Source organism: Gluconobacter roseus, assembly GCF_046058915.1.
In the GTDB taxonomy this organism is placed as follows: Bacteria; Pseudomonadota; Alphaproteobacteria; order Acetobacterales; family Acetobacteraceae; genus Gluconobacter; species Gluconobacter roseus_A.
This window is the reverse complement of record NZ_CP175538.1, coordinates 281834-308166: the sequence shown is the minus strand read 5'-3', so window position 1 is coordinate 308166 and position 26333 is coordinate 281834. Positions and strand designations below refer to the sequence as shown.

General features: G+C 59.7%; 27 protein-coding genes, 1 tRNA gene and 1 pseudogene. 10 read left to right on the top strand and 19 right to left on the bottom strand.

Annotated elements, in window-relative coordinates:
- Nucleotides 1-188 precede the first annotated feature (188 nt).
- A pseudogene (locus ACJ2A4_RS01470) lies at nt 189-418 on the bottom strand (transcriptional regulator).
- A gap of 166 nt (nt 419-584) precedes the next feature.
- Between ACJ2A4_RS01470 and ACJ2A4_RS01465 the strand changes: the two are divergent.
- The 5 genes from ACJ2A4_RS01465 to ACJ2A4_RS01445 all read left to right on the top strand — a co-directional run bounded on the left by ACJ2A4_RS01465 (nt 585) and on the right by ACJ2A4_RS01445 (nt 5101).
- A complete protein-coding gene (locus ACJ2A4_RS01465; protein ID WP_408873324.1) occupies nt 585-887 on the top strand; it encodes a hypothetical protein in 303 nt (100 codons plus the stop codon).
- Between the two features lie 567 nt (nt 888-1454).
- Nucleotides 1455-1643 (top strand): AlpA family transcriptional regulator, encoded by a 189-nt coding sequence (locus tag ACJ2A4_RS01460; RefSeq protein ID WP_194264665.1) that lies wholly within the window; start codon nt 1455-1457, stop codon nt 1641-1643.
- Entirely contained in the window at nt 1643-1921 is a 279-nt protein-coding gene (locus ACJ2A4_RS01455; protein WP_408873323.1) for a hypothetical protein, read from the top strand. Before ACJ2A4_RS01460 ends, ACJ2A4_RS01455 begins: the two co-directional genes overlap by 1 nt.
- 508 nt (nt 1922-2429) lie before the next feature.
- Nucleotides 2430-2717 (top strand): hypothetical protein, encoded by a 288-nt coding sequence (locus ACJ2A4_RS01450; RefSeq protein ID WP_408873322.1) that lies wholly within the window; start codon nt 2430-2432, stop codon nt 2715-2717.
- 56 nt (nt 2718-2773) lie between these two features.
- Nucleotides 2774-5101: a DUF927 domain-containing protein gene (locus tag ACJ2A4_RS01445; protein ID WP_408873321.1), complete on the top strand. Its 2328-nt coding sequence runs from the start codon at nt 2774-2776 to the stop codon at nt 5099-5101.
- Between the two features lie 105 nt (nt 5102-5206).
- Here the strand turns inward: ACJ2A4_RS01445 and ACJ2A4_RS01440 are convergent.
- The 5 genes from ACJ2A4_RS01440 to gatC form a co-directional block, all read right to left on the bottom strand.
- Nucleotides 5207-6393 (bottom strand): IS3 family transposase gene (locus ACJ2A4_RS01440; protein ID WP_408873320.1). Its coding sequence is split into 2 segments (ribosomal slippage): nt 5207-6123 and nt 6123-6393, totalling 1188 coding nucleotides; the frame shifts between segments, so codons are not numbered across the junction.
- Nucleotides 6394-6880: 487 nt separating this feature from the next.
- Nucleotides 6881-6972, bottom strand: a tRNA-Ser gene (locus ACJ2A4_RS01435).
- Between the two features lie 91 nt (nt 6973-7063).
- A complete protein-coding gene (gene gatB / locus ACJ2A4_RS01430) occupies nt 7064-8521 on the bottom strand; it encodes an Asp-tRNA(Asn)/Glu-tRNA(Gln) amidotransferase subunit GatB (RefSeq protein ID WP_408873319.1) in 1458 nt (485 codons plus the stop codon).
- Nucleotides 8518-10005, bottom strand: coding sequence for an Asp-tRNA(Asn)/Glu-tRNA(Gln) amidotransferase subunit GatA (gatA, locus tag ACJ2A4_RS01425; RefSeq protein WP_408873318.1), 1488 nt, complete (start codon nt 10003-10005; stop codon nt 8518-8520). The genes gatB and gatA overlap by 4 nt, the downstream gene beginning before the upstream one ends.
- Nucleotides 10005-10292 carry an Asp-tRNA(Asn)/Glu-tRNA(Gln) amidotransferase subunit GatC gene (gatC, locus tag ACJ2A4_RS01420; protein WP_041112482.1) on the bottom strand — a complete coding sequence of 96 codons (288 nt, stop codon included), beginning with the start codon at nt 10290-10292 and terminating at the stop codon, nt 10005-10007. The genes gatA and gatC overlap by 1 nt, the downstream gene beginning before the upstream one ends.
- Before the next feature lie 69 nt (nt 10293-10361).
- Here gatC and ruvX point away from each other — a divergent pair, with 69 nt between their 5' ends.
- On the top strand, nt 10362-10844 hold the full coding sequence (ruvX, locus tag ACJ2A4_RS01415) for a Holliday junction resolvase RuvX (protein ID WP_408873317.1): 483 nt from the start codon (nt 10362-10364) through the stop codon (nt 10842-10844).
- Between the two features lie 367 nt (nt 10845-11211).
- Here ruvX and ACJ2A4_RS01410 read toward each other — a convergent pair whose 3' ends face one another.
- The 5 genes from ACJ2A4_RS01410 to ACJ2A4_RS01390 are packed head-to-tail and all read right to left on the bottom strand — an operon-like array spanning nt 11212 to nt 17548.
- On the bottom strand, nt 11212-12051 hold the full coding sequence (locus ACJ2A4_RS01410) for a transglycosylase SLT domain-containing protein (protein WP_408873316.1): 840 nt from the start codon (nt 12049-12051) through the stop codon (nt 11212-11214).
- A gap of 46 nt (nt 12052-12097) precedes the next feature.
- The gene (locus ACJ2A4_RS01405; protein ID WP_408873315.1) at nt 12098-13879 is read right to left on the bottom strand and encodes an aminopeptidase P family protein; all 1782 of its coding nucleotides are present in this window, start codon (nt 13877-13879) and stop codon (nt 12098-12100) included.
- Entirely contained in the window at nt 13876-14421 is a 546-nt protein-coding gene (locus ACJ2A4_RS01400; protein WP_408873314.1) for an N-acetyltransferase family protein, read from the bottom strand. The genes ACJ2A4_RS01405 and ACJ2A4_RS01400 overlap by 4 nt, the downstream gene beginning before the upstream one ends.
- On the bottom strand, nt 14421-15326 hold the full coding sequence (locus ACJ2A4_RS01395; protein WP_011253889.1) for a 50S ribosomal protein L11 methyltransferase: 906 nt from the start codon (nt 15324-15326) through the stop codon (nt 14421-14423). The genes ACJ2A4_RS01400 and ACJ2A4_RS01395 overlap by 1 nt, the downstream gene beginning before the upstream one ends.
- Nucleotides 15326-17548, bottom strand: coding sequence for an ATP-dependent helicase (locus ACJ2A4_RS01390; protein ID WP_408873313.1), 2223 nt, complete (start codon nt 17546-17548; stop codon nt 15326-15328). Before ACJ2A4_RS01390 ends, ACJ2A4_RS01395 begins: the two co-directional genes overlap by 1 nt.
- Nucleotides 17549-17575: 27 nt before the next feature.
- Between ACJ2A4_RS01390 and ACJ2A4_RS01385 the strand changes: the two genes are divergently transcribed.
- Nucleotides 17576-18265, top strand: a complete 690-nt coding sequence (locus tag ACJ2A4_RS01385) for a RadC family protein (protein WP_408873312.1) — start codon at nt 17576-17578, stop codon at nt 18263-18265.
- A 106-nt stretch (nt 18266-18371) separates the two neighbouring features.
- Nucleotides 18372-19022: a DNA repair protein RadC gene (radC, locus tag ACJ2A4_RS01380; protein WP_408874068.1), complete on the top strand. Its 651-nt coding sequence runs from the start codon at nt 18372-18374 to the stop codon at nt 19020-19022.
- A 4-nt stretch (nt 19023-19026) separates the two neighbouring features.
- Here the strand turns inward: radC and ACJ2A4_RS01375 are convergent, their stop codons facing one another.
- From ACJ2A4_RS01375 to rpmE, 6 genes are all read right to left on the bottom strand, one after another.
- Complete coding sequence (locus ACJ2A4_RS01375) at nt 19027-20151, bottom strand: 5-(carboxyamino)imidazole ribonucleotide synthase (protein ID WP_408873311.1); 1125 nt, start codon at nt 20149-20151, stop codon at nt 19027-19029.
- Entirely contained in the window at nt 20148-20672 is a 525-nt protein-coding gene (gene purE, locus ACJ2A4_RS01370) for a 5-(carboxyamino)imidazole ribonucleotide mutase (RefSeq protein ID WP_408873310.1), read from the bottom strand. Before purE ends, ACJ2A4_RS01375 begins: the two co-directional genes overlap by 4 nt.
- Nucleotides 20673-20873: a YdcH family protein gene (locus ACJ2A4_RS01365; RefSeq protein ID WP_011253895.1), complete on the bottom strand. Its 201-nt coding sequence runs from the start codon at nt 20871-20873 to the stop codon at nt 20673-20675.
- A gap of 151 nt (nt 20874-21024) precedes the next feature.
- Nucleotides 21025-21609 (bottom strand): DUF1013 domain-containing protein, encoded by a 585-nt coding sequence (locus ACJ2A4_RS01360; RefSeq protein ID WP_062510366.1) that lies wholly within the window; start codon nt 21607-21609, stop codon nt 21025-21027.
- A 210-nt stretch (nt 21610-21819) separates the two neighbouring features.
- Nucleotides 21820-22278 (bottom strand): Hsp20 family protein, encoded by a 459-nt coding sequence (locus ACJ2A4_RS01355; RefSeq protein ID WP_408873309.1) that lies wholly within the window; start codon nt 22276-22278, stop codon nt 21820-21822.
- Between the two features lie 156 nt (nt 22279-22434).
- Nucleotides 22435-22662 carry a 50S ribosomal protein L31 gene (rpmE, locus tag ACJ2A4_RS01350; RefSeq protein ID WP_062028708.1) on the bottom strand — a complete coding sequence of 76 codons (228 nt, stop codon included), beginning with the start codon at nt 22660-22662 and terminating at the stop codon, nt 22435-22437.
- A 189-nt stretch (nt 22663-22851) separates the two neighbouring features.
- On the opposite strand from rpmE, the gene mscL reads away from it, so the two are divergent.
- Both mscL and ACJ2A4_RS01340 read left to right on the top strand, forming a co-directional pair.
- The gene (gene mscL, locus ACJ2A4_RS01345; protein WP_062510362.1) at nt 22852-23310 is read left to right on the top strand and encodes a large-conductance mechanosensitive channel protein MscL; all 459 of its coding nucleotides are present in this window, start codon (nt 22852-22854) and stop codon (nt 23308-23310) included.
- On the top strand, nt 23310-23702 hold the full coding sequence (locus ACJ2A4_RS01340; protein ID WP_408873308.1) for a hypothetical protein: 393 nt from the start codon (nt 23310-23312) through the stop codon (nt 23700-23702). Before mscL ends, ACJ2A4_RS01340 begins: the two co-directional genes overlap by 1 nt.
- 36 nt (nt 23703-23738) lie before the next feature.
- Here ACJ2A4_RS01340 and secF read toward each other — a convergent pair whose 3' ends face one another.
- Together secF and secD are read right to left on the bottom strand one after the other, a co-directional pair.
- Entirely contained in the window at nt 23739-24677 is a 939-nt protein-coding gene (gene secF / locus ACJ2A4_RS01335) for a protein translocase subunit SecF (RefSeq protein ID WP_408873307.1), read from the bottom strand.
- A 5-nt stretch (nt 24678-24682) separates the two neighbouring features.
- A complete protein-coding gene (secD, locus tag ACJ2A4_RS01330; RefSeq protein ID WP_408874067.1) occupies nt 24683-26224 on the bottom strand; it encodes a protein translocase subunit SecD in 1542 nt (513 codons plus the stop codon).
- Between the last annotated feature and the right edge of the window lie 109 nt (nt 26225-26333).

The following is a 26333-nucleotide window of genomic DNA, read 5'->3' as shown; positions in this document are numbered from 1 at the left end:
CAGATAGCCCTTACGGCGTTGCGTTAATCTGATGACGCGAATGTGGGGCTGAACGACTGTTCGGAACGAAGAGACAGACAAAGCCAAATAGGTAGCAGCATCCTGTTCGTTTAGTATGCGCGGGCGGACTTGAATGACTGCCTCTCGCGTTCCTGGCTTGTTTTTAGATGGTCGGGGCTCGTGACACTTCATGGTGTATGATGCTCCATTTTCTCTGTGTCCTTCCTCAACCTAACACCAGCACCTCCGCCATTCTCCGGCACAAACTCAACGCCAGCGGCTTCTAGGGCGGTGCGGATTGCTTCCACGGTGCGGCCATAGAGCGCGTCCCCCGCTCAAGGCGCGTGATGGTTGTGGGTGAGACTTCCGCCAAGTTCGCAAGTTCTCTCACACCGATCTGTAATGCAGCCCTTGCCATCCGGCACTGTGCAGCGTTCAAAGTGTTACCCTGTGACAAAGTTATTGACTTGAGACTAAAGATTGTCACATTGAGGCAACCTTGTCACGCGGTGACAGGCGACCGAGCGCAGAGGCCGCAATCCTCCACGCCCGGCCTAACCACAAACCGAAAAGGGATTTCGGCAATGGCTAACCTCGACTTTATCACAAAAGCACTCCACCGGCTTCTCCCTGTCCGAGAGGTCGAAGTGCCGACGCTTGGCGAAGACTTGGACTGCGTGATTGAAGTAGCATTGCGTGACCTTGGCGCGATCACATTTGCGCTTGAACGCATAGCAGAGACCCCAGAAGATCGCCGGGCGGTCGCGGCTTATGCCTCTCACTGCGTGGAAGAAATTTCCATCAGACTAAAACGCGCTTGGCGTGACGAGCGCGGGCGATGCGGCATGGACACTGACGTAGACGTAGGATGGCTAGGCGACTTTTGAGGTCAGCAGCGTCAGTTTTCGGAATTGGTGTTTTTTGCCATCGTCACTGGCCTCATGGCCTCAAGGAAGAAAAAAAGGCTATTTTCTGCCATTTGTCTCCTAGGGCTTGCTGCTACGAAGTGGCCTCATTACGGACGGTGAGGCCAGCGGCGGCACTTACAGGGCATCATTGCCCGGCCATTACATGACAGAACAGCACACCAGAAGGCGCGCTTTACCCCCACAAATTCTCATGCCGCAGTGGAGCGTAGATTTTTGCTCCCCTAGATAAATGGCCCGTGGCGGTCAGGACCGTTCCTGACCCACCCAACACGGAGCCCACGTGAAATTCCCCGCCCGGCGAAAGCCCACATTAAAAAAATGCACGGCCCATGAATTATTCCACGGATGAAGTGGAGCCAAGATCAAGCCGATCTTAGGTTGCCTCGTATCGGGCGTGGAACTTCCAGAACCGATACGGGCAGTGACGAAACTATCCCGAAATCCAGTGGAGAAGTCACAGGCTGCCTGCGAAAAAACCGTGGCGCGATCACCGCGTCTTCAATCAGACCATAAGAGTATTCTACCTTGAACAACCATAACCGCTACGCCTCGATCAAGAAGATCGGAGAAGACTTCGGCATGAGCCGGAGCACGATTTACCGCGCCCTTCACGCCGGGCGCTTCAAAGCCGTCAAATGCGGCAGACTGACCCGCATCTGTGTGGCAAGCGTGGAACAATATTTTGCTAGCCTTCCTGCGGTGGGTGCGGCCTGATGCTTCTGTCTCAACGCGACCTCGCAGCAATGCGGCGCTATGTCCGGCAATGCACGAGCCGCACGACGCTCGACCAGCACGCCGCAGACCTCTCCTTTATCGAGCACGCCACCGACTGGAACCACCGACAGGAACGGCACCTGTTCCCGGAACTCGCCGCCGCCCTGGACGCCTTCCACAATATCGCCGCGATCTTTGGCCGGGAAACAGCCGACAAGCTGGCTGCCCTCATGCCGCAGCTTACAGCCGAATATCTGAACGCACAGGAGACCGTGTGATGGCGCGGGCCATAAATCCGCTTGATGATCGAGATATCGACATTCTTCTTTCAGGGATCTCCGAAGCCCACGGCGAAGGGGTGTTCCTTACTCCCGAGCAGATAGCATGGACGAACCACCGCGACGACGAACGCCCACTCGGCCGCCTTGCGCGTCGGGTTTGGTGGAAAAGCGCGGGGGTGCCATCGGTCCATATCTGCCGGGCGCTTCTCATGAAGATAGTCAGCACAGAGGTTAATGGACGCCGATTAGTTTACTGCCCTGACGGGAAGTACCGCGGACGCTTCGCCGTCACGTCCGAGACTGTGCCGCCACTAGGGGATGAAAGCACTAAGGCTCTTCGCAAACTGTCCAAATGCTTGTGGGGACACTGGCCTGATAGCAAACTCTGGCGTCGTCGCTGTGCAGAGTTTAATGGCCTTCACCCTGAACTTTGTGAGCACGACCCGCAGAACGGGCATTACCACCTGACGCAGCGTGGCTTTCTTCTGACATCTAGAGGAATGCCGTGTTTCCCCGCATAAACGACACCGCACGCGCTGCATTGCCGTCCATCCTCTCCCGCTGGCTCCCTGATGGCGTCAGGGAAGGCCACGAGTGGGTGGCACTGAACCCCACACGAGCCGACAGCAAGCGCGGGTCATTCAAGGTGAATTTAAAAACAGGCCGTTGGTCTGATTTCGCAACCGGCGACCGGGGCGGCGACCCCGTATCGCTAGCGGCGTATCTCTTCAATCTCAAACAGCATGAGGCGGCCCGACAGATGGCCGTCATGCTCGGAATTTCCGATACCTGATGAACGAACTTAATAAAGCATTCGCCCCATTAGGGGAAGAGGTAACGCTTCCCCCCATGCCTTCCGAACCAACGGACGGTGTGGAAATCCTTCCCGCTCCTACGGAACCGGCGCGTCCTGCACATGCCACCGCCATGTGGGTTTACCGAACAGCAGAAGGCCAGCCCTTCCACGCCAAATACCGCAGCGAGAAGCCCGGCGGCGGCAAGACATACTCGCAGAAGACCTATGGAATGCTGGACGGCTTAAAGCAGTGGCACTCCAAGGCTCCCGCCGGGCATCCTCCGCTCTACAATCTCGACAGGTTGGCCGCTTCTGCTGATGCGCCTGTTCTGTTGGTCGAAGGCGAGAAGGCCGCAGACGCCGCGTTTAAACGGTTCCCCGATTACATTGCCACCACCGCAGGAAGCGCGGTCAGCATGGGAAAGGCAGACTATGCGCCGCTGGCCGGTCGGGACGTGGTGATCTGGCCCGACCATGACGAACCGGGACAGAAAGCCGCACAACAAGCAATGAAGCGGCTCCACGAAGCGGGCGTAGCATCTCTCCGCATCGTCAGCGTGCCTGGGACATTTCCGAAAGCGTGGGACCTTGCCGATGATGCGCCAGACGGACCCGATCTTCGGGCGTTACTGGATGAAGCACCGACCGTTGCCCGCGTGCAGATGCCCGGCGGTTTCGCCATGAAGGCAGACGGCCTGTTCTATACGCCGCCCGGTGACAGCGATAAGCCGCCTGTTCGCGTTTCGGCACCTTTTGAGATTGTGGCCCAGACCCGCGACCCCGAAAGCAATAATTGGGGGCTTCTTCTGCGATGGAAGGACCATGACGGCAAGCCGCATGAATGGGCTATCCCCTATAGCAAGATGCACGGCGACGCCCGCGAGATCAGCGGCGTTCTGGCTGAACAGGGGTTGCGTTGCCTCCCGCACGCCGCCCGCTTGCTGCAAAACTTCCTTGCGACGGTCGAAACCGATGCGCGGCTTGCTTGCGTGCGTCAGCCGGGCTGGCACATGACAGAGCGCGGCCCCGTGTTCGTTCTGGCAAACGGCACGAAGATCGGGCCGGGCGCGGGGTCGGTGACACTCCAAGCGGGCCGGGCGTCATCCGGCGACAAGTTTGCGGTGTCCGGCACTCTGGAAGGCTGGCGGGATGACGTGGCGCGGTATGCCATCGGGAACAGCCGCCTTGCTTTCTATATCTCCGCAGCCTTGGCCGGGCCATTGCTCGACATTGCTACGGAACAGAGCGGCGGCTTTCATCTGGTAGGCGGCGCGCGTTCCGGCAAAAGCACGGCGGCCTATGCGGCGGGAAGCGTATGGGGGCCGACAGGTCAGGTTCGGGCATGGCGTGCGACAGCCAACGGGCTTGAGGGCATCGCGGCGGAAATCTCCGATACCGTGCTGATCCTCGACGAGATCGGACAGGCCAGCGATTTTGAAGTTGGCAACATCGTCTATTCCCTTAGCAATGAAGCCGGGAAGCAGCGGGCCAACCAGCGCGGCGGAGCACGAAGCGCGTTCACATGGCGGACCCTGTTCCTCTCCACAGGCGAGTGTACGCTTGAGGACAAACAGAATGAGGCGGGCAAGAAAACGATGGCCGGGCAGAAGACGCGGCTTGCGAACATTCCCGCAGCACCGGAAGGCGGGCACGGACTGTTTGAGACGCTACATGGTTTCTCCGATGGCGCGGCACTTTCGAACCACCTGCGCCGGGCGGTCCATCGGCAGCACGGCACGGCATCGCGGGCGTTCCTTGCGAGACTGACCAGCGCACGGGCGGGCGATGACGCAGAGTTACGGCAATGGATCGACGCCCGGCGCAAGGCATTCGTAGCGGAGCACGCCAAGGATGCCGGAAGTCAGGCGCAAAGTGTCGCGGGCCGGTTCGCACTCGTGGCCTGTGCCGGAGAACTCGCCACACGCTTTGGTGTGCTGCCTTGGCCCGAAGGCGAAGCGATGGAAGCAGCGGCGGTATGCTTCAGGGCGTGGCTTGCCGAAAATGGCAGCGGTGAGGCGTTCGAGGAACAGGCCGCAATCGAACAGGTGCGGGCGTTCATTGCCGCACATGGAGATAGCCGTTTTCAGGCCATCGGCACTGACGGCGGCGTCGATATGAATGTAGACAGCCGCGTTGCAGTCATGAACCGGGCGGGCTTCCGTTGGCTCCGTGGCGGTGGCGTAGAATATTTTGGCATCCTTCCCACGGCGTTCATGAGCGAAGTTTGCAAAGGGCTTAACGCTCGGCGAGCGGTCGATATTCTCGCCAAGGCGGGACATCTCATTCTATCGAGTGGGGGCAAAAAGAAGGTTTCGCGTCGCGTGCCGGGTTATGGCAACAGCATCTCTCTTTACCTTATCCGCCCATCAATTTTAGCCTAATTGCTTTCCCCGCCGTCGTCAGCGTCGGCACTGACGACGGTTAGATGAGGTGGTCCCGTCCGTTCGGACAGTTTTGCGGGCTTGATAAGCTATACCCGGTTGTCGTTATGCCGCCCTTCTGACGGCGTTGCTGTTGGCCATCTGGTCCGGGGTTAACCCCGGACCAGATGGCGTCGGCACGTTATGATACGCCTCATCGGGCGTTCGTCCAGCCAGCGCCGTATGCGGACGCCTTTCGTTATAATGGGCGATCCATCTGCCAAGCCCGGCCCTCAGCTCTGATCCGGTCTCGAACGCGTACAGGTAGACGCATTCGTATTTCAGCGACCGCCACAGGCGCTCGATGAACACGTTGTCCAGCCAGCGACCGCGCCCATCCATGCTGATGCGGATCTGACGCTCTTCCAGTATCCCGCTGAAACGGGGTGTCGTAAATTGCGACCCCTGGTCAGTATTGAAAATGTCCGGGGCGCCATAGCGCATGAGGGCATCCTGTAGCGCCTCGATACAGAACTCCACGTCCATCGTGTTCGACAGACGCCAGGACAGGACCTTGCGCGTGAACCAGTCCATGATCGCCACGAGATAGAGAAATCCCCGTTTCATGGGGATATACGTGATATCGGAACACCAGACCTGGTCAGGCCGATTGATGACCAGATCCCGTAGCAGATACGGATATTTCCGATGCTCCGGATGAGGCACGGTCGTGCGCGGCTTCTGGTAGATCGCCCGCAGGCCCATGATCGCCATGAGCCGCCGGACCCGCTTGCGGCCCACTTCATGTCCCAGGCGGCGCAGATGCCATGTCATCTGCCGTGAGCCATAATACGGCGTTTCCAGGAACTGGGCGTCGATCAGCCGCATCAGCTCCAGATTGGCTTCGCTCTGTGGCACAGGCCGATAGTAGACGCCCGACCGGTTGAGTTGCAGTAGCGTGCATTGCCGGATTATCGGCAGGCATGCTCTCTTCGGGTCAATCATCTGCCGCCTCTGATCACGCCCAACCGAGCAGAGGCATCCCGCAAAAAATCCCGTTCCACGAGAAGTTCGCCTATCTTCGCGTGCAGTTTCTCCACATCAGCTGGGCTGACCGGCGGCTCAGCCACCGTCTTCCCGGAAAAGGTCGCCGCCATCCCCTCGATCGCCTGCCGTTTCCACTGTGCGATCATCGTCTGATGCACTCCATGTTTCGAAGCCAGTTCCGCCAGCGTCAGTTCCCCACGGATCGCCTCCAGCGCAACCCGTGACTTGAACTCTGCCGCATACCTCTTCCGCGTAACCTTGCCCATAAAACCCGTCCTCGTTCAGGCCAGATGATAGCTTATCGCCCTGTCCGAAAAATGGGGACCACCTCTAGAGGCCGGACGGGGAGCACCCAAAAACAGCAGAAAATCGCCAATCTTCACCGAATGAGGCCATGAGGCCAGTGACGACGGCACTTTTGACCACTTTCCGAAAAGCACCACGAAGAAAACAAAAAGTGCCCAAATTTTAGGCACGCACAACGCGCAAGCCGGGGTGTCGGGGCAGCCGCAAGAGAAAAGGTCTAGGAAGGACCCAAAGCATCCGGCAAACACATGAGGTAGCTGGGGGCGTCCCGCACCCGACGATAGGCCAGTAGACAAAGCCATCTTCCCAGAGGCCATTCGCCAGATAGGCGTCACACCGTCGCATAACGTATCAGGCAAGCGCATGTTTTAAGGGGGATTTTAAGAGGGGTACGGCTAGACCAGAAATGACTAACCATTTGATTTTATTGAGTTTTTTAGATCGCGCTGGCGGAGGGGATGGGATTCGAACCCACGATACGACTTGCATCGTATAACGGATTAGCAATCCGCCGCCTTCAGCCTCTCGGCCACCCCTCCGCTCTTTTACGCGGTTCGCACGGCGTATGCAGGAGTGTTCTTAGGGGGTAACCGTGCCGTGGTCAAACCCCCCAAGAACATTTTTTTCGCCTTACTCTGAAAGAAGTTTCTTCAGGGTTTCGTTGACGAGGGCAGGGTTGCCCTTGCCCTTCATGACCTTCATCGTCTGACCGACAAAGAAGCCGAAAAGCTTGTCCTTGCCGCCCTTGTATTCCTCGACCTTGTCGCTGTTTGCGGCGAGGATTTCGCGGATGGCGCTCTCGATTGCTCCTGTGTCAGTCACCTGACGCAGGCCCTTGCGCTCAACGATGGCAGAGGCGGAATCACCTGTCTCGACCATGTCTTCGAGAACTTCCTTGGCGATCTTGCCATTGATCGTGGAATTGGAAATCAGACCCAGCAGTTCCCGCAGACCTTCCGCACTGACCGGGCTGTTCTCGATCGCACGCCCCGTGCGGTTCAGTGCCGCAAAGAAGTCTCCCAGCATCCAGTTGGCTGCCAGACGGGCATCTGCACCACGTGCCACGGTCTCATAGAAATCCGCGATCGCCTGCTCAACGCAGAGCACGGACAATTCATAACGGCTGACACCGTATTCCTGCTCCAGACGGGCGCGCTTGGCTTCCGGCAGTTCCGGCAGAGCCGCTTTGAGCTCATCGACCCAGGATTGCTCGATCACCAGCGGCAACAGATCCGGATCCGGGAAGTAGCGATAGTCATGCGCATCTTCCTTGCTCCGCAGGGAGCGGGTTTCGCCGCGCACATGGTCGAACAGGCGCGTTTCCTGATCAACGGTTCCACCAGCTTCCCAGACCTCGATCTGACGCTGTGCCTCGACCTCGATCGCCATCATCACGAAACGGATGGAGTTGACGTTCTTGATCTCGCAACGCGTACGATATTCGGTCTCACCCGGCTTGCGGACCGACACGTTCACGTCGGCACGCATGGAACCTTCTTCCATGTTGCCATCACAGGTACCGATATAACGCAGAATCTGGCGCAGCTTGCGCAGATAGGCACCGGCTTCTTCAGGCGAACGGATATCCGGCTCACTAACGATTTCCATCAGCGCAACACCGGCCCGGTTCAGGTCGATGAAGGAGCGCGTCGGATCCTGATCATGGATCGACTTGCCCGCATCCTGCTCCAGATGCAGACGCGTCACACCGATTTCGCGCGTGCTGCCATCCGCCAGATCAACCAGAACCTTGCCCTTGCCAATGATCGGATGGGCAAACTGGCTGATCTGATATCCGGTGGGCAGATCGGCATAGAAATAGTTCTTGCGATCGAAGCGGCTGAACAGGTTGATCTCGGCTTCAAGCCCCAGACCTGTCCGGACGGCCTGCGCCACGCATTCCTGGTTCAGAACCGGAAGCATACCCGGAAAACCAGCATCGACGAGACTGACATGCGTGTTCGGTTCGCCGCCATATTCCGCCGAAGCGCCGGAAAAGAGCTTGGCCTCGCTGACGACCTGGGCATGAACTTCAAGACCGACAACGATTTCCCATTCGCCGGTGCTGCCGGTGATACGATAGCTCATGCCGACACTCCTGCATGAATGGTGGGTCTGTGATGGAATGCCGCTGCCTGCTCAATGGCATGACCAGCCGCAATCAGCGTCTCTTCATCGAAGAACTTACCGATAAGCTGCAACCCAAGCGGCACGCCACGCGCGTCCAGACCAGCCGGGACGGACAGGGCAGGGACGCCCGCCATGCTGGCCGGAACCGTAAAGACATCATTGAGATACATCTGCACCGGATCGCTCGGCTTCTCATCCTGGGCAAAAGCCCCCGACGGAGCTGTCGGCGTCAAAAGCACATCGACATTTTCGAAAGCCTTGAGGAAGTCCTGCTGGATCAGCGTCCGGACCTTCTGCGCACGCAGGTAATAAGCATCGTAATAGCCCGACGACAGCACATGCGTCCCGATCAGGATGCGGCGCTTGACCTCATCACCGAAACCGGCAGCACGGCTGGCTTCATACAGACCATCCAGCGTCGGGGCACTGACACGCTCGCCGAACCGGACGCCATCATAACGGGCAAGGTTGGAAGACGCCTCGGCCAGAGCCGCAATATAATAGGTCGGCAGACCGTACTTCGTATGCGGCAGAGAAACCTCGACGATTTCCGCACCGGCATCGCGTAGCCAGGTCATGCCCTGCTGCCAGAGCGCCTCGATCTCAGCCGGCATGCCCTCAACGTGATATTCCTTGGGAATACCAACGCGCAGACCCTTCACACCGCGCTTGAGCGCCGCTTCGTAATGCGGAACAGGGGTATCAACGCTTGTTGAATTGCGCGGATCGAACCCGGCCATCGACTCAAGCAGAATGGCGCAGTCCTGAAGATTGCGCGCCATCGGACCGGCCTGATCCAGCGAACTTGCGAAGGCGATCGTTCCAAAACGCGAGCAGCGACCATAAGTCGGCTTGATCCCGGCAATACCCGTGAAGGCCGCCGGCTGACGGATGGAGCCACCGGTATCCGTACCCGTGGCACCGAGAACGAGCCCGGCCGCTACAGCAGCCGCAGAACCACCCGAAGAGCCACCCGGAACCAGCTTTGCGTCAGAGTCCTTGCGCTTCCAGGGATTTTCCACCGGACCGAACGCAGAAGTCAGGTTCGCAGACCCCATGGCAAATTCGTCAAGGTTCAGCTTGCCAAGGAAAACAGCGCCATCCTTGAGCAGGTTGGCCGTCACTGTGCTCTCGTAAGGCGGCACGAAATTGCCAAGGATCTTGCTGGCAGCCGTGGTGCGGACACCATTCGTGCAGAACAGATCCTTGATGCCCAGCGGAATACCGCAAAGGCTGCCGCCTTCGCCCTTCGCCAGAACCTCATCGGAAGCCTTGGCAGCCTCGCGGGCCTGATCGGGGGTGCGGGTGATGAAGCTGTTGAGCTGGCCGTCCAGACGCTCGACCGCGTCAATATGGGCGTTCGTCAGCTCTACCGCAGAAATCTTGCGTGCCTTGAGCGCGTCCCGGGCCGAAGCCAGCGTAAAATCATGAATGCCGGACATTATTCGACCACCTTTGGAACCGTATAGAACGGGCCTTCCCGCTCGGGAGCGTTGGAAAGAACCTTGTCACGGCAGTTGCCATCCGTAACGCGGTCTTCGCGCAGGCGGGGCTTTGCGAGACCCGTGCCAATCATGGGGTCGACGCCCGTGACGTCCACTTCCTTGAGCTGCTCCACCCAGTCAATAATGGAGCCCATATCTTTCCCGAGGGTTTCAACCTCTTCGGGCTGGAGACCAATCCTCGCCAGTCTGGCGATGCGCGTAACCGTTTTCGCGTCGAGCGACATGAATATTCCTGAACAAGAGGAAATTTTATGGTGGCTTTTCAGCCGTCAGGGGGATCATAACGCCGTGCTATGCCCCTGTTCAATCCACATGATCTCCGTAATCTTCTTCAGTCCGGTCAGCGCGTCCTCGGTCTCGACCCCGGATCGAAGACCATCGGCGTCGCCCTGACGGATGTCTCGCTCATGCTGGCATCCCCCCTGATCGGCCTCAAACGCCGGAAACTGGGCGAAAATGCGCAGGAACTGGCCAAGATCGTCCGTACACAGGATGTCGGCGCTCTGGTCGTCGGGTTACCGTTATCTCTAGATGGATCTTTTGGGCCGGCGGCCCGTGCTGCATCGGACTGGACACAGGCCCTGTCGGAAAAGCTCGGGATTCCCGCAGGCCTATGGGACGAGCGCCTATCCTCAAGCGCCATCAACCGTTTTCTGATCAAGGATGCCGACATGACGCGCGGTCGTCGCGCCGAGGTTGTGGACAAGATGGCTGCAGCTTACATGCTCCAGGGCTGGCTCGATGCCTCCAGCCCTGACAGGTCAGACCTGTTCTGAATTTGGGATCATCCGTTCAGACACCCCGGCTTCCAATAAGCGAAGGACGTGAATAGGTGTTGGCCAGAACGCGGAACCACACGCGGGCGGTCATGACGCCCATGATCAGGCAGAACAGGAACTTCATGATATTTCTCCGGTCATGAAGCTCGAAAACGAACCAGAATGGTACGGGTTGCCGCAAGCGCCGGTTTCAAAGTGTAAAGGCAGGTGTGACATGAATTTTCGGATAGTGGCTCTGGCCCTGCTTCTTGGAATTGCCGCGTGCGCTCGAACGCCAGAGGACGGCAGCGCGTCCATTTCTCGACATCATGCGTCTCCTCGCGGAGCTTATGCCGGAGCCGGAAGTGGCTGGTCCGGATACTGATCAGCGCTGACGCCAGGCTAGCCGGACCGGCATGGCCCGATAGGAGGCCAGATCCCGGCCCATCTGCTGCGGGACACCACCAGCCGGCGCCCCGAATGCATGATGGATGATGCGTGGTGGTGGCGCATAAGACACCATATGCACGGAAGCTGCGCCCTGTGTGGAAAGCCCAGATGGAGCAGAATATCCACTCTGCCTGCCAGATGCGAAATAATGAGGCGCGCGGGCTACAGGGAACATGGCCTTCAGACCAGAAGATGTCATGATAATCTGTGGCAGAAAATCAGGTGGTCTGTAATTATCCGCCTGACCATTCCAGATCGCCATGACATGCCTGGCATATTCTTCCCCCAGCGCTGGCGTCAGGGAATGATAGGCTGCCGTCGCCGCAGGCCAGCCCTGAAGCTGACTGTGCAGCCCGGACAGGAAGCGGGCGCCATAACGGGCATTGCTGAACGGATCAAAGGCATCGTCGAGCGAGAAGAAAGCGTCCGGATGATGATGAAGGTTGATCTGCATGCAACCCACATCAATCGAGACGATCCCGCGCGCCTGAAACTCCCGCACGGCCGCAATAGCCTCGTCCTTGCTTTCGTAAAAATAGCCTTTCCCGGCCGCATTGACGGTCCAGGGCCAGGCGACAGTCGCTGATCCATTGGGATCACGGCGACCACTTTCCACACGGCTGATGGCATCAAGGAGACGCGACGGAATCCCGGCCTGCTGCTCCGCAGCCTGTGCCGCTACACGACAGACGGAAGACGCATCATAGGCGAACGCCGTGGGCATGCCCGAAAGCGTCGTAACAGCAGCAGAGAGGAGAACTTTCCCGATCATCATCCTGTATATGATCGGGAAAGGTAAAAATTAGGTTATGCCTGCAACTTTATCGAACGAGCGGTTTGCACACATCCGCCAGCCAGTCTGCGACCTCTGGCTCGACCTGCGGTGAGACACGCGCCTGAACCTCGGCGTGATATGCATTCAGCCAGTTCAGCTCGGCATCATTGAGCAGCGAGACGTCGATCAGGCGATGGTCGATCGGCGTATAGCTGAGGATCTCGAACTCAAGGAACGTCCCCTTGCTTCCCTTGAAGGAAGACGGCCGCACCAGCATCAGATTCTCGATCCGGATTCCGTACTGTCCAGGCTCATAATAACCGGGTTCGTTGGAAACAATCATGCCAGCTTCAAGTGCAACCGGACGGGGAGCAGGCGAGATATTCTGTGGGCCTTCATGGACCGACAGATAACTCCCGATGCCATGTCCGGTGCCATGATCGTAGTCCATCCCGACCTGCCAAAGAGCCGCACGCGCCAGCACGTCCAGACGATGACCGGTCGTGCCAGGCGGAAAGCGGATGCGGGAAAGGGCGATATTGCCCTTCAGAACCCGCGTGAACGCCTCGCGGATATGAGCCGGCGGCTCCTGATCTCCCACCCAGAGTGTCCGCGTGATGTCAGTCGTGCCAAACGGATACTGTCCGCCACTGTCGATCAGATAGACGCTGCCCGTTTCCAGAACGCGATCCTTGCCCACCTGTGCTCTGTAATGCGGGAAAGCACCATTTGGTCCGACGGCAGAAATTGCATCAAAGCTCTGTTCCCGGTAGTCGCCGGAGCGGGCACGAAACCCATCCAGCCGGGTCACAAGGTCCGTCTCGTGCTGTCCGATTCCCGAAACCGTCAGTGAATACAGGAAGCGGGCCATCGCCACGCCATCAAGGGCATGAGCTTTCCGCGAACCTTCCTGCTCAGTTCTGTTCTTAATGGCCTTTGGAAGCGTGCAGGGATCGGTTCCATCCACGACCGTTACACCAGCCGCCGCAAGCGTCGTGTCGAACCACACAGCCGTTGTCACCGGGTCCACACGCACTGTCCGGCCCTTGAGCGCCGTCAGACGATCCGCCAGCTCCGAAGGAGCATGGACCGTCACGCCATCACCACAGACCTCAATCACGCCATCTGTCAGACGATCCGAGGAAACGAACCATTCTGCCGAGCCATTTGTATGCAAAATCGCATAACCATGTGCGACCGGCGTGAGGGGCACATCGCTTCCCCGGATATTCAGCAGCCAGGCGAGGGAGGTGCAGTCCGCAATCACCGCTGCGTCCTGTCCGGCTGCCTGCAGCGCCTGTCCCAGACGTCGGCGCTTGTCCGCACTGCTTTCGCCCGAGAATTCAAGCGGCTGCGGCACGACCGATCCGGCTGGCGCCGCAGGACGATCCGTCCAGGCCTGATCAATGGGATTGCGCGGCAGCGGGACAAGCTCCACGCCAGCCGTCTGCCATGAGACCAGCATTGACCGGCTTACCAGACGCGGATCATAACCGATTTTCAGCCCCTTCGCGTGTTCCGCCAGCCAGTCGGAAAGCGGTTCCAGCGCGACATGGCGACGCTCCCACAGATCATGGGGAACCTGCTCTTCCATCTGCACCGTATAACGCCCGTCGGAGAATACGGCGGCTGTTTCCGGCAGAATCGCCGCAAGTCCTGCACTTCCCGTAAAACCCGTCAGCCAGGCCAGACGCTCGGCACAGGGGGCAACATATTCGCCCAGATATTCGTCACCGCGCGGGATGATGAAACCGTCAACGCCCAGTGTCTTGCAGGCTTTGCGGACGAGGGCAGGGCGCTCGTTGAGCGGGATGGAGGACAGGGTCATGAAAAGTCCTTTTCCACAGTATGAATATCGTCAAGGCAGAGTGTCATGAACAGCAGATCAAGCCACCGCCCACGCTTGCGTCCAACCTGAGGCAGCGTGCCACAGTTCTGAAAACCAAGTTCGCGATGCATGGCGATGGACGCCGCATTGTCCGCCGTAATCCCGGCCACCATCACATGAAAATCCGCGGCCTTCGCATGCTCGACTAGCGCGCGAAGAAGCAGCCGGCCAATGCCCTGACGCTGACAGTCCGGTGCGACATATACCGAATGCTCGACCGTTCGCGCATAGCCCTCATAGGCCCGGAAAGACCCATAGGAACCGTATCCCGCAATCACGCCAGCCGCATCGACAGCAACAAGCACTGGGTAACCCTGCGCCAGCCTGTCCTCAAACCACTGGCGCCGCTGCTCCAGCGTAAAAGGCGTCGTGATCCAGAGTGCATCGGTGTTTTCGATGGCATCATTGGTGATCCGCAGGATAGCCGGCAGGTCATCAGGTCCAGCGTCCCGGATCAACGGAAATGATCCCGGCACACCCATCAGCCGCGACGGCGCAGGATCAACGTGGCCCAGTCGCCTTCACGCAGGATACGCTCCAGCACGAGACCCTGACGCTGATGTGCCGCCAGCACCATCCGGGCCTGGCTATACAGCAGACCAGCGAGAATGGCCGTCCCGTTCGGCGCAAGGTTCAGCGCCAGAGACTGCGCCATCCGGCACAGCGGACGGGCGAGAATGTTGGCGAAGACCAGATCATAGGGCGCCTTGGCGCGTACGGCCTCGGTTTGCCAGCCATTGCCAAAACGGCAGTCCAGCAGGTTACCCTGACCATTCAGCCGCGCATTGAGCTTCGCCGTCCGCACGGACCAGGGCTCGATATCGACGGCCAGAACCGGACGGTGCAGCAGCTTCGCCGCCGCCATCGCCAGAATGCCAGACCCGCACCCCATATCCAGAATACGCTGCGGCTTGCGATACGCGACCATCTCAAGTGCCCGCAGACACCCGCGCGTAGACCCGTGCTCGCCAGAGCCGAAGGCGATTCCGGCATCCAGCGTAATCGTCAGGCGGGACTGATCCGGCGCGCCATGTAGATGGGTGCCGCGAATGGCAAAGCGCTTGCCGACATTCTGCTGCGGGAAGGATTCATAGGTCCGGGCCAGCCAGCCCTCGGACTCGGTGGGAGTCCGCTCGAGTTCCGCCTCACAGCCGGTCAGCATCCTCGCCACGGCCAGAGCGTTTTCGAGCTCTTCTTCCTTGAAGCCCGTATCTTTCACGCCTTCCACACGCCAGTATTTCTGCGCGTCATCGGCTTCGAAAATACCAACAGTCTCGCAAGCACACATCAGGGCCTGCTCGAAAAGGGGAACAAAGGGCTCTTCCACCGTGATGGACAGGGTTTCGAGCGCACTGGCATGGCGACGGCCAATGCTGCGGGGTGCCATCACGATCTGATCTCCACGAAGTTTGACATGACGCGCTTGACGCCACCGTTTTCAAAATTGATGTGCAACTGCGGCCCATCGGCCCCGATCACCGTGCCCTCACCAAACCGGTGATGAAACACCGTGGTCCCGATGGCGACCGTCGGTGCTGGCTTTACATCATGAATTTTTGGACGCGGTGCCCGAAAGCCCGACGGCCGCGTACTGGTCAGCGGTCCGGATGCGAACATGGACGGGGCCGCCGCAGCCTGCCGGCGCGTCTCGAACGCCTGTCCCGTCAGTTGCACATATTCAGACGGGATTTCCTCAATAAACCGGCTCGGCATCGAGGACTGCCAGTTGGCATAGATCCGCCGGCTCGCCGCATGCAGCACAATCGCCCGACGCCGCGCGCGCGTCAGCCCCACATAGGCCAGCCGCCGCTCTTCCTCGAGTGCCCGGTTGCCACCCTCGTCGAGCGATCGCTGGGACGGAAACACACCTTCTTCCCAGCCCGGGAGGAACACGGTGTCGAACTCAAGCCCTTTGGCACCATGCAGCGTCATCAGACTAACCTTGTCATCCGACGTTTCGCTCTCGGTGTCCATGACAAGTGCCACATGCTCCAGAAAGCCCTGAAGCGTCCCGAACTCTCCAAGAGCCCGCAGAAGCTCGCGGATATTGTCCAAACGCCCCGGCGCCTCGACGGAACGGTCATCCCGCCACATCTGAAGATAGCCACTGTCCTCGAGAAGCTGCTCGGCGGCTACCACATGACCTTCGGTCTCAAGCGTCGCCTTGGCGCGCTGGAACGCCGCCATCAGCCCGTCCAACGCGTCCTTCGACTTGCCCTTGAGCAGCCCTTCCTGAAGCTGCCACATCACCGCCGCCGTCAGCGGACCGGGCAGGGCACGCGCCTGGGCATGCAGCTTCTGCACGGCCACGGCACCCACGCCACGTTTGGGAACATTGATGATCCGCTCAAACGCCAGATCGTCCGCGGGCTGCGACAGCACACGCAGATACGCCAGACAGTCCCGGATTTCGGAGCGTTCGTAGAATCGCAGTCCACCCACGACGCGATACGGGATGCCGATCATCATCAGCCGCTCTTCGAACGGTCGCGTCTGAAATCCGGCCCGCATCAGAATGGCGATTTCCGACAGCGGATGCCCATCGCCGCGCAGACGCTCGATCGCGCCCCCCACGATCCGCGCTTCTTCGTCCGAATCGCGTACTCCGATGATCTGGACCTTCTCGCCCTGCGCATCATCGCGTCCGGGCCGCAGCGTCTTGCCAAGCCGTCCTTCGTTATGAGCGATCAGCCCGGCAGCCGCGGCGAGAATCTGTGCCGTCGAGCGGTAGTTCCGCTCCAGACGCACGACTTCCGCCCCCGGAAAATCCTTCTCGAAGCGCAGGATGTTCTCAACTTCCGCCCCGCGCCAGGAATAGATGGACTGATCATCATCACCCACGCAGGCAATGTTGGACGGTCCATGCTCACGCTTGGCCAGCAGACGCAGCCAGAGATATTGAACCGTATTCGTGTCCTGATATTCGTCCACGAGAATATAGCGGAAAATCCGGTGATACTGCGCCAGCACATTGGGCTGGTTGCGCAGGATCTCCGTCATGTGCAGCATCAGATCGCCGAAATCGCACGTATTGAGCGCGATCAGACGTTCCTGATACGCCCGGTAAATCGCCAGCGCATGACCATTCGCAAAATCGGAATCTTCCGCCGGTGTCACCCGGTCAGGCGTCAGCCCGCGATCTTTCCAGCGCTGGATGATCCCCATGAGCTGGTTGGGCGGCCAGCGTTTGGTGTCGATCTTCCACGGTTCCATGACCTGCTTGAGAAGCCGGATCTGGTCATCCGTATCGAGGATGTTGAAACTGCTCGTCAGCCCGACATATTCCGCATGACGCCGCAGCATCCGCGCACAGATCGAATGGAACGTCCCCAGCCACAGCCCTTCGGCTGGCTCGCCCAGAATCGCACTGACGCGCTCGCGCATCTCGCGCGCAGCCTTGTTCGTAAACGTCACGGCCAGAATCTGGCTCGGATAGGCGCGGCCCGTCAGGAGAATATGGGCAAACCGCGTCGTCAGGACGCGCGTCTTGCCCGTTCCCGCACCTGCGAGAATGAGGAGCGGCCCTTCGGTTGTCTCGATGGCACGTCTCTGCTCCGGATTGAGGCGGGAGAGATACTCGGGCGTGGGGGAGGGTAGGTCTTGCGGCACCCTCCCGATATAGAGTGAGATACCGTCATGGCCAACATATATCCCCGGATCGATCTCACACGTGGCACCGGCCCGCAAGGACACCGCGCCAGAATGCGCGCCCGCGTGCTGGCCAATGGTGCCCACACGCTCGCCGATTACGAGATCCTTGAAATGCTGCTCTTCGCAGGCGTGCCACGCAAGGATACCAAACCGCTCGCCAAGGGACTGATCGGCCATTTCGGCAGTCTGGTGGATGTTTTCCGCGCCCCCACACAAGCCCTGCGCGCCGCAGGACTGAAAGATGACGCCATCCGCGTCCTGCGTCTTCCAGGAGTAGCCGCTGAACGTCTGGCCTCTTCGGAACAGCGTGAACGTCCGACACTGAGCAACTGGGAACAGCTCATGGCCTATCTCGATCAGGCGCTCGAAGGCGGCATCCCGGGACAGTTCCGGCTGCTCTATCTTGATAACCGTAACCGGCTTCTGGCGGACGAAGCCGCGCCAGAGGCCGACAGTCTTTCAGATCGCAACCGCGCCATCGCCATCCGGGCCCTCGCACTGCATGCCACGGCCCTGATCGGTTTTCACATTCGTCCTAAGGAACGCCCCGTAGATCTGTCACAATCGGCCCGGCAACTGGACTTCGCGATGCGTCCCCTGTCCATCACGCTTCACGACGTACTCGTCACGGGCGAGGGGCGTCCGTCAAGCCTGCGTCAGGAAGGGCTGCTGTAAGATGGACGACAGGGACGCTGGAACAACCGGATTTTCGGATGGCATAACCGGCCTGTCGTCAGCCCATCTGCGACAGATCACAGCACTGACGGATGCTCTTCCCGAAATGGAACCGCCGCTTGCCCTGCTGACGGGGCGGGGGCGGCATCTGGACGATGCAACCTTGCTACACCTCCTGACCGTGCTGTTCACCGGACGGGAAACGGGCAGCGTCTCGCTGTCTCACAACCTCTTCGCGCGTTTCGGATCCCTAGCCGCCGTCCTGTCCGCTACAGACCGGGAACTCGAAAGCATCACGGATATGGGCACGCACATGCTGCCCATGATCCGCGTCCTTCAGGAAGCAGCACTTCGCTACAACCGCGCACGCCTGCCGCCGGAAGACGTGCTCGACAACGAACAGAAACTGCTCGACTACCTCACGGCCCGTCTGGCGCGGGAGAACATCGAACAGTTCCGCATCCTGTTTCTCAACGAAAAAAACAGCCTGATCGCCGACGAGGCTCAGGCCAGAGGCACGGTCAATCACACGCCTGTCTATCCGCGGGAAGTCGCCAGACGCGCCGTGGAAATTGGCGCCACAGCACTCGTTCTGGTCCACAACCATCCAAGCGGCGATCCTACGCCCTCGGAAGCCGATCTTCAGATGACCATGCAGGTTCAAGCGGCGCTCGAAGTGGTCGGTGTCACGATCGCGGATCACTTCATCATCGGCAACGGCCGGCACACCAGCTTTCGCCGCAGCAACCTGCTCTGAGCCTTCAGCCGCGCGGCGGCAGAAGGCCTTCAAGCGCCAATTCGCCCGGAAGAGCTCCGCGCGGGAAGATGGTGTTCACATGCCCCATCTTGCGTCCCGGACGCGCTTCCGCCTTGCCGTACAGATGCAGCGATGCCCCATCCGTCGCAAGAATGGCCGGAACACGCGCCATGTCCTCGGGTCCGATCAGATTATGCATGACCGCATCGGAATGCCGACGTGCCGGCGGCAGCGGCAGGCCCGCAACCGCCCGCACATGCATCTCGAACTGATGCACCAGACACGCATCCATGGTCCAGTGCCCGGAATTATGCGGGCGAGGGGCGATCTCGTTCACCATGAGACTGCCATCAGCAGCGTGGAACATCTCCACGCCCATGATCCCGACCAGACCCAGCGCCTCGGCAATGCAGGCCGCCATATCCTGCGCCTGCATTGCCATATCCGGCATCACGCGGGCCGGGGCCAGCGTCACGTCCAGAATGCCATTGCGGTGCCGGTTCTCGACCGTATCAAAACACCGCACGGTCCCGTCCAGACCACGGACCACCATCACGCTGAGCTCACGCTCGAAATCGATCATCGTCTCCGCAACGAGCGGGTAGGGCAGATCCTTCAGGGCATGGAGCGCCTCGGCATCGGTCACCCGGAACTGGCCCTTGCCGTCGTAACCAAAGCGGGTCGTCTTGAGAATGAGCGGAAAACCGAGCGTCTCAAGCCCTGCCAGATCCTCGGGGCCATTGACGGCCCGCCAGGGGGCCAGACCAACGCCAATTTCGGACAGACGCGTCTTTTCCGCGATCCGGTCCTGACTGATCCGCAGGATTTCCCCCGCAGGTCGCACCGGCCGGTGCTTCTCCAGCAGAGCCAGCCCTTCAGCACTGATATTCTCGAACTCGAACGTCACGACATCACAGCGCGAAGCAAAATCCTCAAGCGCCGCCGGATCGTCATAGGCCCCGACCGTCACAGACGCCGCGACTTCCGTAGCCGGGCTTGGCGCCTCGGTGCTCAGAACATGGACATGAAAGCCAAGCTTCGAGGCCGCCACGGCTGACATGCGGCCAAGCTGCCCACCGCCAATGATCCCGATCGTGCTGCCGGGAGGAAAAATCTTCTGGTCCGTCATTCGACCGGGACATCCGCAACAGCCGCCGTCTGCGTCGCCCGCCAGGCATCCAGACGCGCCATGACCTCGCTATCCGAAACCGAAAGAATAGACGCGGCGAGTAGGCCAGCATTAATCGCACCGGCCTTGCCGATCGCCAGGGTCCCGACCGGCACGCCGCCTGGCATCTGCACGATCGAAAGCAGGCTGTCCTGCCCGTTCAGGGCACGGCTCTGCACAGGGACGCCGAGAACGGGAATGCTTGTCCAGGCGGAGCACATTCCCGGAAGATGCGCTGCACCACCTGCGCCGGCGATAATGACATGAAGGCCACGCTGACGGGCCGTCTTTGCGTATTCCACAAGACGGTCAGGCGTGCGGTGAGCCGAGACGATCCGCTTCTCATGGGCAATTCCAAGATCGTCGAGGATCTCACAGGCGTGACGCATAGTCTCCCAGTCGGACTGGCTTCCCATGATCACACCAACACGGATCGGCATGTCGTCCTGAAGGGTTTCGTCGGCGGAGAGGATCTGGCTCATTCAGGCAATATTATCCGGGATGAGACGGGTCTCGATCCACGAAATCTCATCTTTGAGCTGGAGCTTGCGCTTCTTGAGACGCTGAAGCTGCAGCTGGTTGAGGGGATGATGGACAAGACGCTCGATGACGGTATCAAGGTCGCGATGCTCGCTGCGCAGTTCGTGCAGACGTTTCAGCATGGCATTGTCGTCAGTCATCATGGCATCCGGCCCCGGAGAACGGTCAGGCGTTGTGGAGAGACTGATTCTTTCCACTTTTGTCATTGCAGTATCATGCCTGACGGGCAGCGGACCAGTGCCCGTCAGGCATTCATCCGGACCAGCCCTTCACAAGGCCGTCCGGATGCCGCAATCAGGCATGACTGTCGCTGTCTGGCACATAGGCGTCCACGACCGGAAGCGCATGACCTTCACGGGCCAGACGGTCGTTGGCAGCTGTCACGGCAGCATGCAGATCCGTCTGGGTGCACAGGCCGAGAATCACGGGATCACGCGGTTTGATGTTCGCGCTGTTCCAGTGCTGGCGATCGCGGACCTTGGTGATGGTGTCCTTGGTCGTGCCGAGCAGCTTGACGATCTGGGCTTCGGACAGCTGCGGGAACTGACGCAGGACGAATGCGATGGCATCCGGACGGTCATTACGCTTGGCGACCGGGGTGTAGCGCGCACCTTTGGCACGGCGCTTCACGGGACTTGCCGTCGGCATGATCTTCAGGCGTGCGTTGGTATCTGCCTCACAGCGCTTGATTTCGGCTTCAGCAAGCTGATGGTTCTTGATCGGATCATAGCCGTTGATCCCGGCAGCAACTTCGCCATCTGCAATCGCCTGCACTTCAAGCGGATGCATGCCGCAGAATTCTGCGATCTGGGTAAAGGTAAGACCGGTTTTCTCGATCAGCCAGACGGCCGTGGCCTTGGGCATCAAAGGCAGGGTCATGTCGGTGCGTTCCTTGCTGGGACACGGATGGAGCCGGCTTCCGCAGGCACCGATCGGGCGTATCCGGCGAGGAACCAATCCCGCCCGGGATATGATCGCGGCACCTGCTGGATGCTCTGCGATAATGCAGACGAGTATGGGCCACTGACGCCGCAGTGGTCAAGCACCAAAAAGAAAGGGAGCGCTTTTAGGACGCTCCCTTTCTGACGTTCAGGCTGCCTGAACAGTTTCTGCCGGTGCGACACGCTCCGCTCCCGTCCGGACGGGAATACGGCGCGGTCTGGCGGCTTCCGGCACGACCTGACGGACGGCAATGGACAGCAGTCCATTCACCAGCTCCGCCTGATCAATTTCCGTATGGTCAGCCAGAACAAAACGGCGCTCGAAGGCCCGCGTGGCGATGCCACGATGGAGCCAGTCCCGGTCACGACTGTTCTCGGGGACGCTACCGCGCACGACAAGCGTGTTCTCTTCCTGGAGAACTTCCACATCTTCTGGCCGGAAGCCCGCAAGAGCCATCGTCAGGACGTAATTCGTCTCGCCGGTTTTTTCGATATTGTAAGGGGGATAGCTTGGAATTGCCTGGGCATTGGCAACATTGCCAGCCATTCTGGCAAGACGGTCAAAGCCGATCGCGCTGCGGAACAGCGGTGTAAAATCGTAGGTCACTGAAACCTCCTTCTGGCAGGAATCATCTGGCGCATTTCCCGGTATGGCAAAATGCTATGGTCAAACCAGTCGCGACCCGAACGGCATCGCGACTGGTTTTCCAGATAGGTTCCGACCTGCCCGCCTTCAAGAGGAGACGGGAGGAGGGGCGCCGAATTACTTCGTGCGCGTACCGATGCCAGCAAAGCGCTTGTTGAACTTTGCGACCTGGCCTCCGGTATCCATCATGCGCTGGACGCCAGTCCAGGCCGGATGAGACTTCGGATCAACGTCGAGACGCAGCGTTGCGCCCGGTTCACCGTAGCAGGAGTGCGTCTTGTACTCAGTCCCGTCGGTCATGATGACGGTGATCTCGTGGTAATCGGGATGGATGCCGGATTTCATGAATTTCTACTCCATAAAGAAAGCTCCGATGCCGACCGGAGCGAATCATGAGGTGCGTATAACGGAAACCGCTCCCGGATGAAAGTAGCCTTTACTGGATCATATGAGTTCGTTTATCCCTTGGAATGAATGCGGGCTCGAAAGTCAGGCCTGCGACCGTGGTTTCACGGGTACCGAGAAAGGTTTGATATGAGCGAAACCAAACATACACTGCACACCCCGGGCTGGGTTGGCGATTTCCAGAAATTCATCATGCGCGGCAACGTGCTTGATCTTGCCGTCGGTGTCGTGATCGGTGCTGCGTTCAGCGCGATCGTCAGCAGTGCCGTCAAGGATATCCTGACGCCGTTCATTGGCCTGCTGACGGGAGGTGTCGATTTCTCGAACCTCTTCATTACACTCAAAGGCCCGGTCAAGGACACTCTGGCCGAGGCCCAGAAGGCGGGCGCTGTCACCGTCAATATCGGCGTCTTCCTGAACGCCGTGATCCAGTTCCTGATCGTCGCCTTCTTCATTTTCTGGCTGACGCGCATCCTCAGCAAGCTGCATCGCAAGGAAGAAGCTACACCTGCAGCTCCGCCGGCACCGACCAAGGAAGAAGTTCTGCTGACGGAAATCCGCGATCTTCTGGCAAAAAAGAGCGTCTGATGACTGACCTGAAGGCTTCCCCTGCTGCAGTCTGGCGCTCTACGGCCACACTGCTGGTAGCAGGAAGCCTTCTGGCCGGATGTGTGGCACGCCCTGTCATGACAGGGCTGCCGCCATCGCCGAACTCGCGTCTTTATGCCTATCTGATTGCACATGGCATGGCACGGGGTGCGGTTATGACCGGCCAGATTGGCCCCGAGGGACTGGTTCGGCTCGTCACTCTGGACAAGGCCGCACAGCAGGCCACGGTGAACGCCCTGAAGCTGCAAAGCTCGTCAGCCAACCGGCAGGCCGATCAGGCACTTTCCAACCTGCTGGCAGATCTTCCGCAGAAGACACCGCCGCTTCCACGAAGTCCGGCAGAACAGACACAAAAAAACCGGCTCCCCTGAGGGACGCCGGTTTTTTTGTGCTTGGAACAGACGTAATCAGCCTGTGTCAGTTTCCTTGCGCAACCGCTTCTCACCCATAAGGAGAAGCAGGGGCGCTGCAATGAAGATCGACGAAGACGTTCCGACCACAATGCCGAACAGCATGACCGTCGCAAAACCGGTCAGCGTGCTGCCACCGAACAGGGCCAGCGGCAGGGCGGCCAGAAAGACCGTCATGGAGGTGCCAAGTGTCCGGTTCAGGGTCTCGTTGATGGACAGATCCAGCAGTTCCCGCAGCGGCATCGTGCGGTATTTGCGAAGGTTCTCGCGGATCCGGTCATAGACCACCACCTTGTCGTTCGTGGAGTAGCCTAGGATCGTGAGCAGAGCTGCGACCATCACAAGATCGAATTCGAAGCGCGTGATGGCCAGAAAACCGACCGTCTTGGTCAGATCGAGAATGAGCGTTACCACTGCACTGATGGCGAACTCGCGCTCGAAGCGGACCCAGATATAGATCAGGATCATCGCAAGGCTGAAGCCAAGCGCCAGCAGACCATCGCGGAACAGTTCAGACGAAACCGAAGCGCCCACGGCGTCGGCACGAAGGACCTGAGTGCCGGGCTCGGCAGCCGAAATGGCACTCTTGACGCCATCAACCAGCTTCTGGGTCTGTGCCTCGCGATCCGCACCTTCCGGAGCATTGATCGAGATACGCACATCACGCGGCGATCCGAAGGCCTGCACGGCATCCGGATGAATGCCGGCATGATCGAGAGCGGCGCGCAGCTTGCCAAAATCGGCAGGGCCGGGGGTCTGGGCTTCGACAATGATGCCACCCCGGAAATCCAGTCCGAGCTTCAGCCCGGGCTGGAAGAACAGGATGACGGAAGCAATGGAGAGGACCGCCGAAACGATCAGCCCCATGTGACGGCCGCGCATGAAGTTGATGCGCCGATCGTCACGGACAAAACGGAAAAGAGGACGTGACAGCATGACGATCAGACCGGAAGTTCTTTGGGACGGGCGAGGGCGTACCACCGCACGACCAGAAGGCGTGACAGCAGGAGGGTCGTGAAGAGTGTCGTGACGATACCGATGGTGATCGTCAGGGCGAAGTTGCGGACAGGACCCGTTCCGAACACGAACAGCATGACATGCGCCAGGAACGCCGTGGCATTACTGTCAATGATCGTGCCGGTTGCGCGGTCGAAACCGGCCTGCAGGGCCTGAAGCGGACCACGGCCACGCTTCACTTCCTCACGGATACGCTCGTTGATCAGGATGTTGGCATCCACGGCCATGCCAAGGGTCAGCAGCATACCCGCCATGCCCGGCAGGGTCAGCGTTGCCTGGAACAGCGAGAGGATCGCCACCATCAGGATCAGGTTCGCGAACAGTGCGACGTCTGCATACAGGCCGAACCGACCGTAGAACAGCACCATGAACACGATGACCAGAAGCAGTCCGGTCAGAAGGCTAATGATACCGGCATGGATGGACGCCGCGCCTAGGCTCGGGCCGATCGTCCGCTGCTCGACCACCGAGAGTGGAGCAGGCAATGCACCGGCTCGCAGCAGAAGCGCGAGATCGGACGCACTGCGAGCATCGAAACCACCCGTGATCTGGCCGTTTCCAGCCGTGATCGGGCTGATGATGTTTGGGGCCTCGATGACCTTGTTGTCCAGCACGATTGCAAAGCGCTTGCCAACATTGGCGCGCGTCACGTTACCGAATGCCGTCGCACCCGCGCTGTTGAGCTGGAACGTCACAGCCCAGCCACCGCTCTGCTGATCGATCACCGCGCCTGCATTGGTCAGATCCGTGCCGTCGACATCGACATGATCCTGCACCGCGACCTGCGTATGCACACTCTCGTCCTCAAGCATCGTCGAGCCGGGGCTTGCAACGCTTGGGTTCGGAGCCAGCAGACGGAAAGTCAGACGAGCCGTCGTTCCCAGCAGGCTCTTGATCCGCTCGGGATCGCTGACACCCGGAAGCTCGACCACAATCCGGTCGTCACCTTCACGCGCGATGCTCGGATCGATCGCACCCGTTGCGTCGATACGACGACGGACGATCTCGATTGACTGTGCCACAGCTTCGCGCGCACGGGCCAGCATCGCGTCGTGCTGCAGCGTCAGAACGATACGGCCGTCCTTTTCAGACGTCGTGAATTCGTTCGGTACCACCGGCGGCAGGGACTGCATGGCCTTGAGCGCGGCGTCGCGTTCGGCATCCGAACGCGGCATGAAGCTCAGGCTGGCGGTTGCATCATCGCGGGCAAAATCACGATATCCCAGAGACCGGTCCAGAAGCGTCTGGCGCGCCTGATCCTGAAGGGACTGGAGGCGGTCATGCTCAAGGGATTTCAGATCGAGCTGAAGGAGCAGGTAGGATCCACCCCGCAGATCGAGCCCCAGATGGATCTGCCGCCAGGGCAGGGACGGTGAGGGAGAACGCAGAAAATTGGGCAGACACAGGAGCACGCCAATCAGGCAGATGCCCGCGACGCCCAGCAGTCTGAGCCGGCTGTAATACATCATATCAGGTCGAGACGTCCTCGGCGGATTTGGACAGATCGTTTTTCAGATCATTTTCAGGGCGGGACCATGCCGTTTCCGCCATGCCGATGCAACCTTTTGCCTCTTT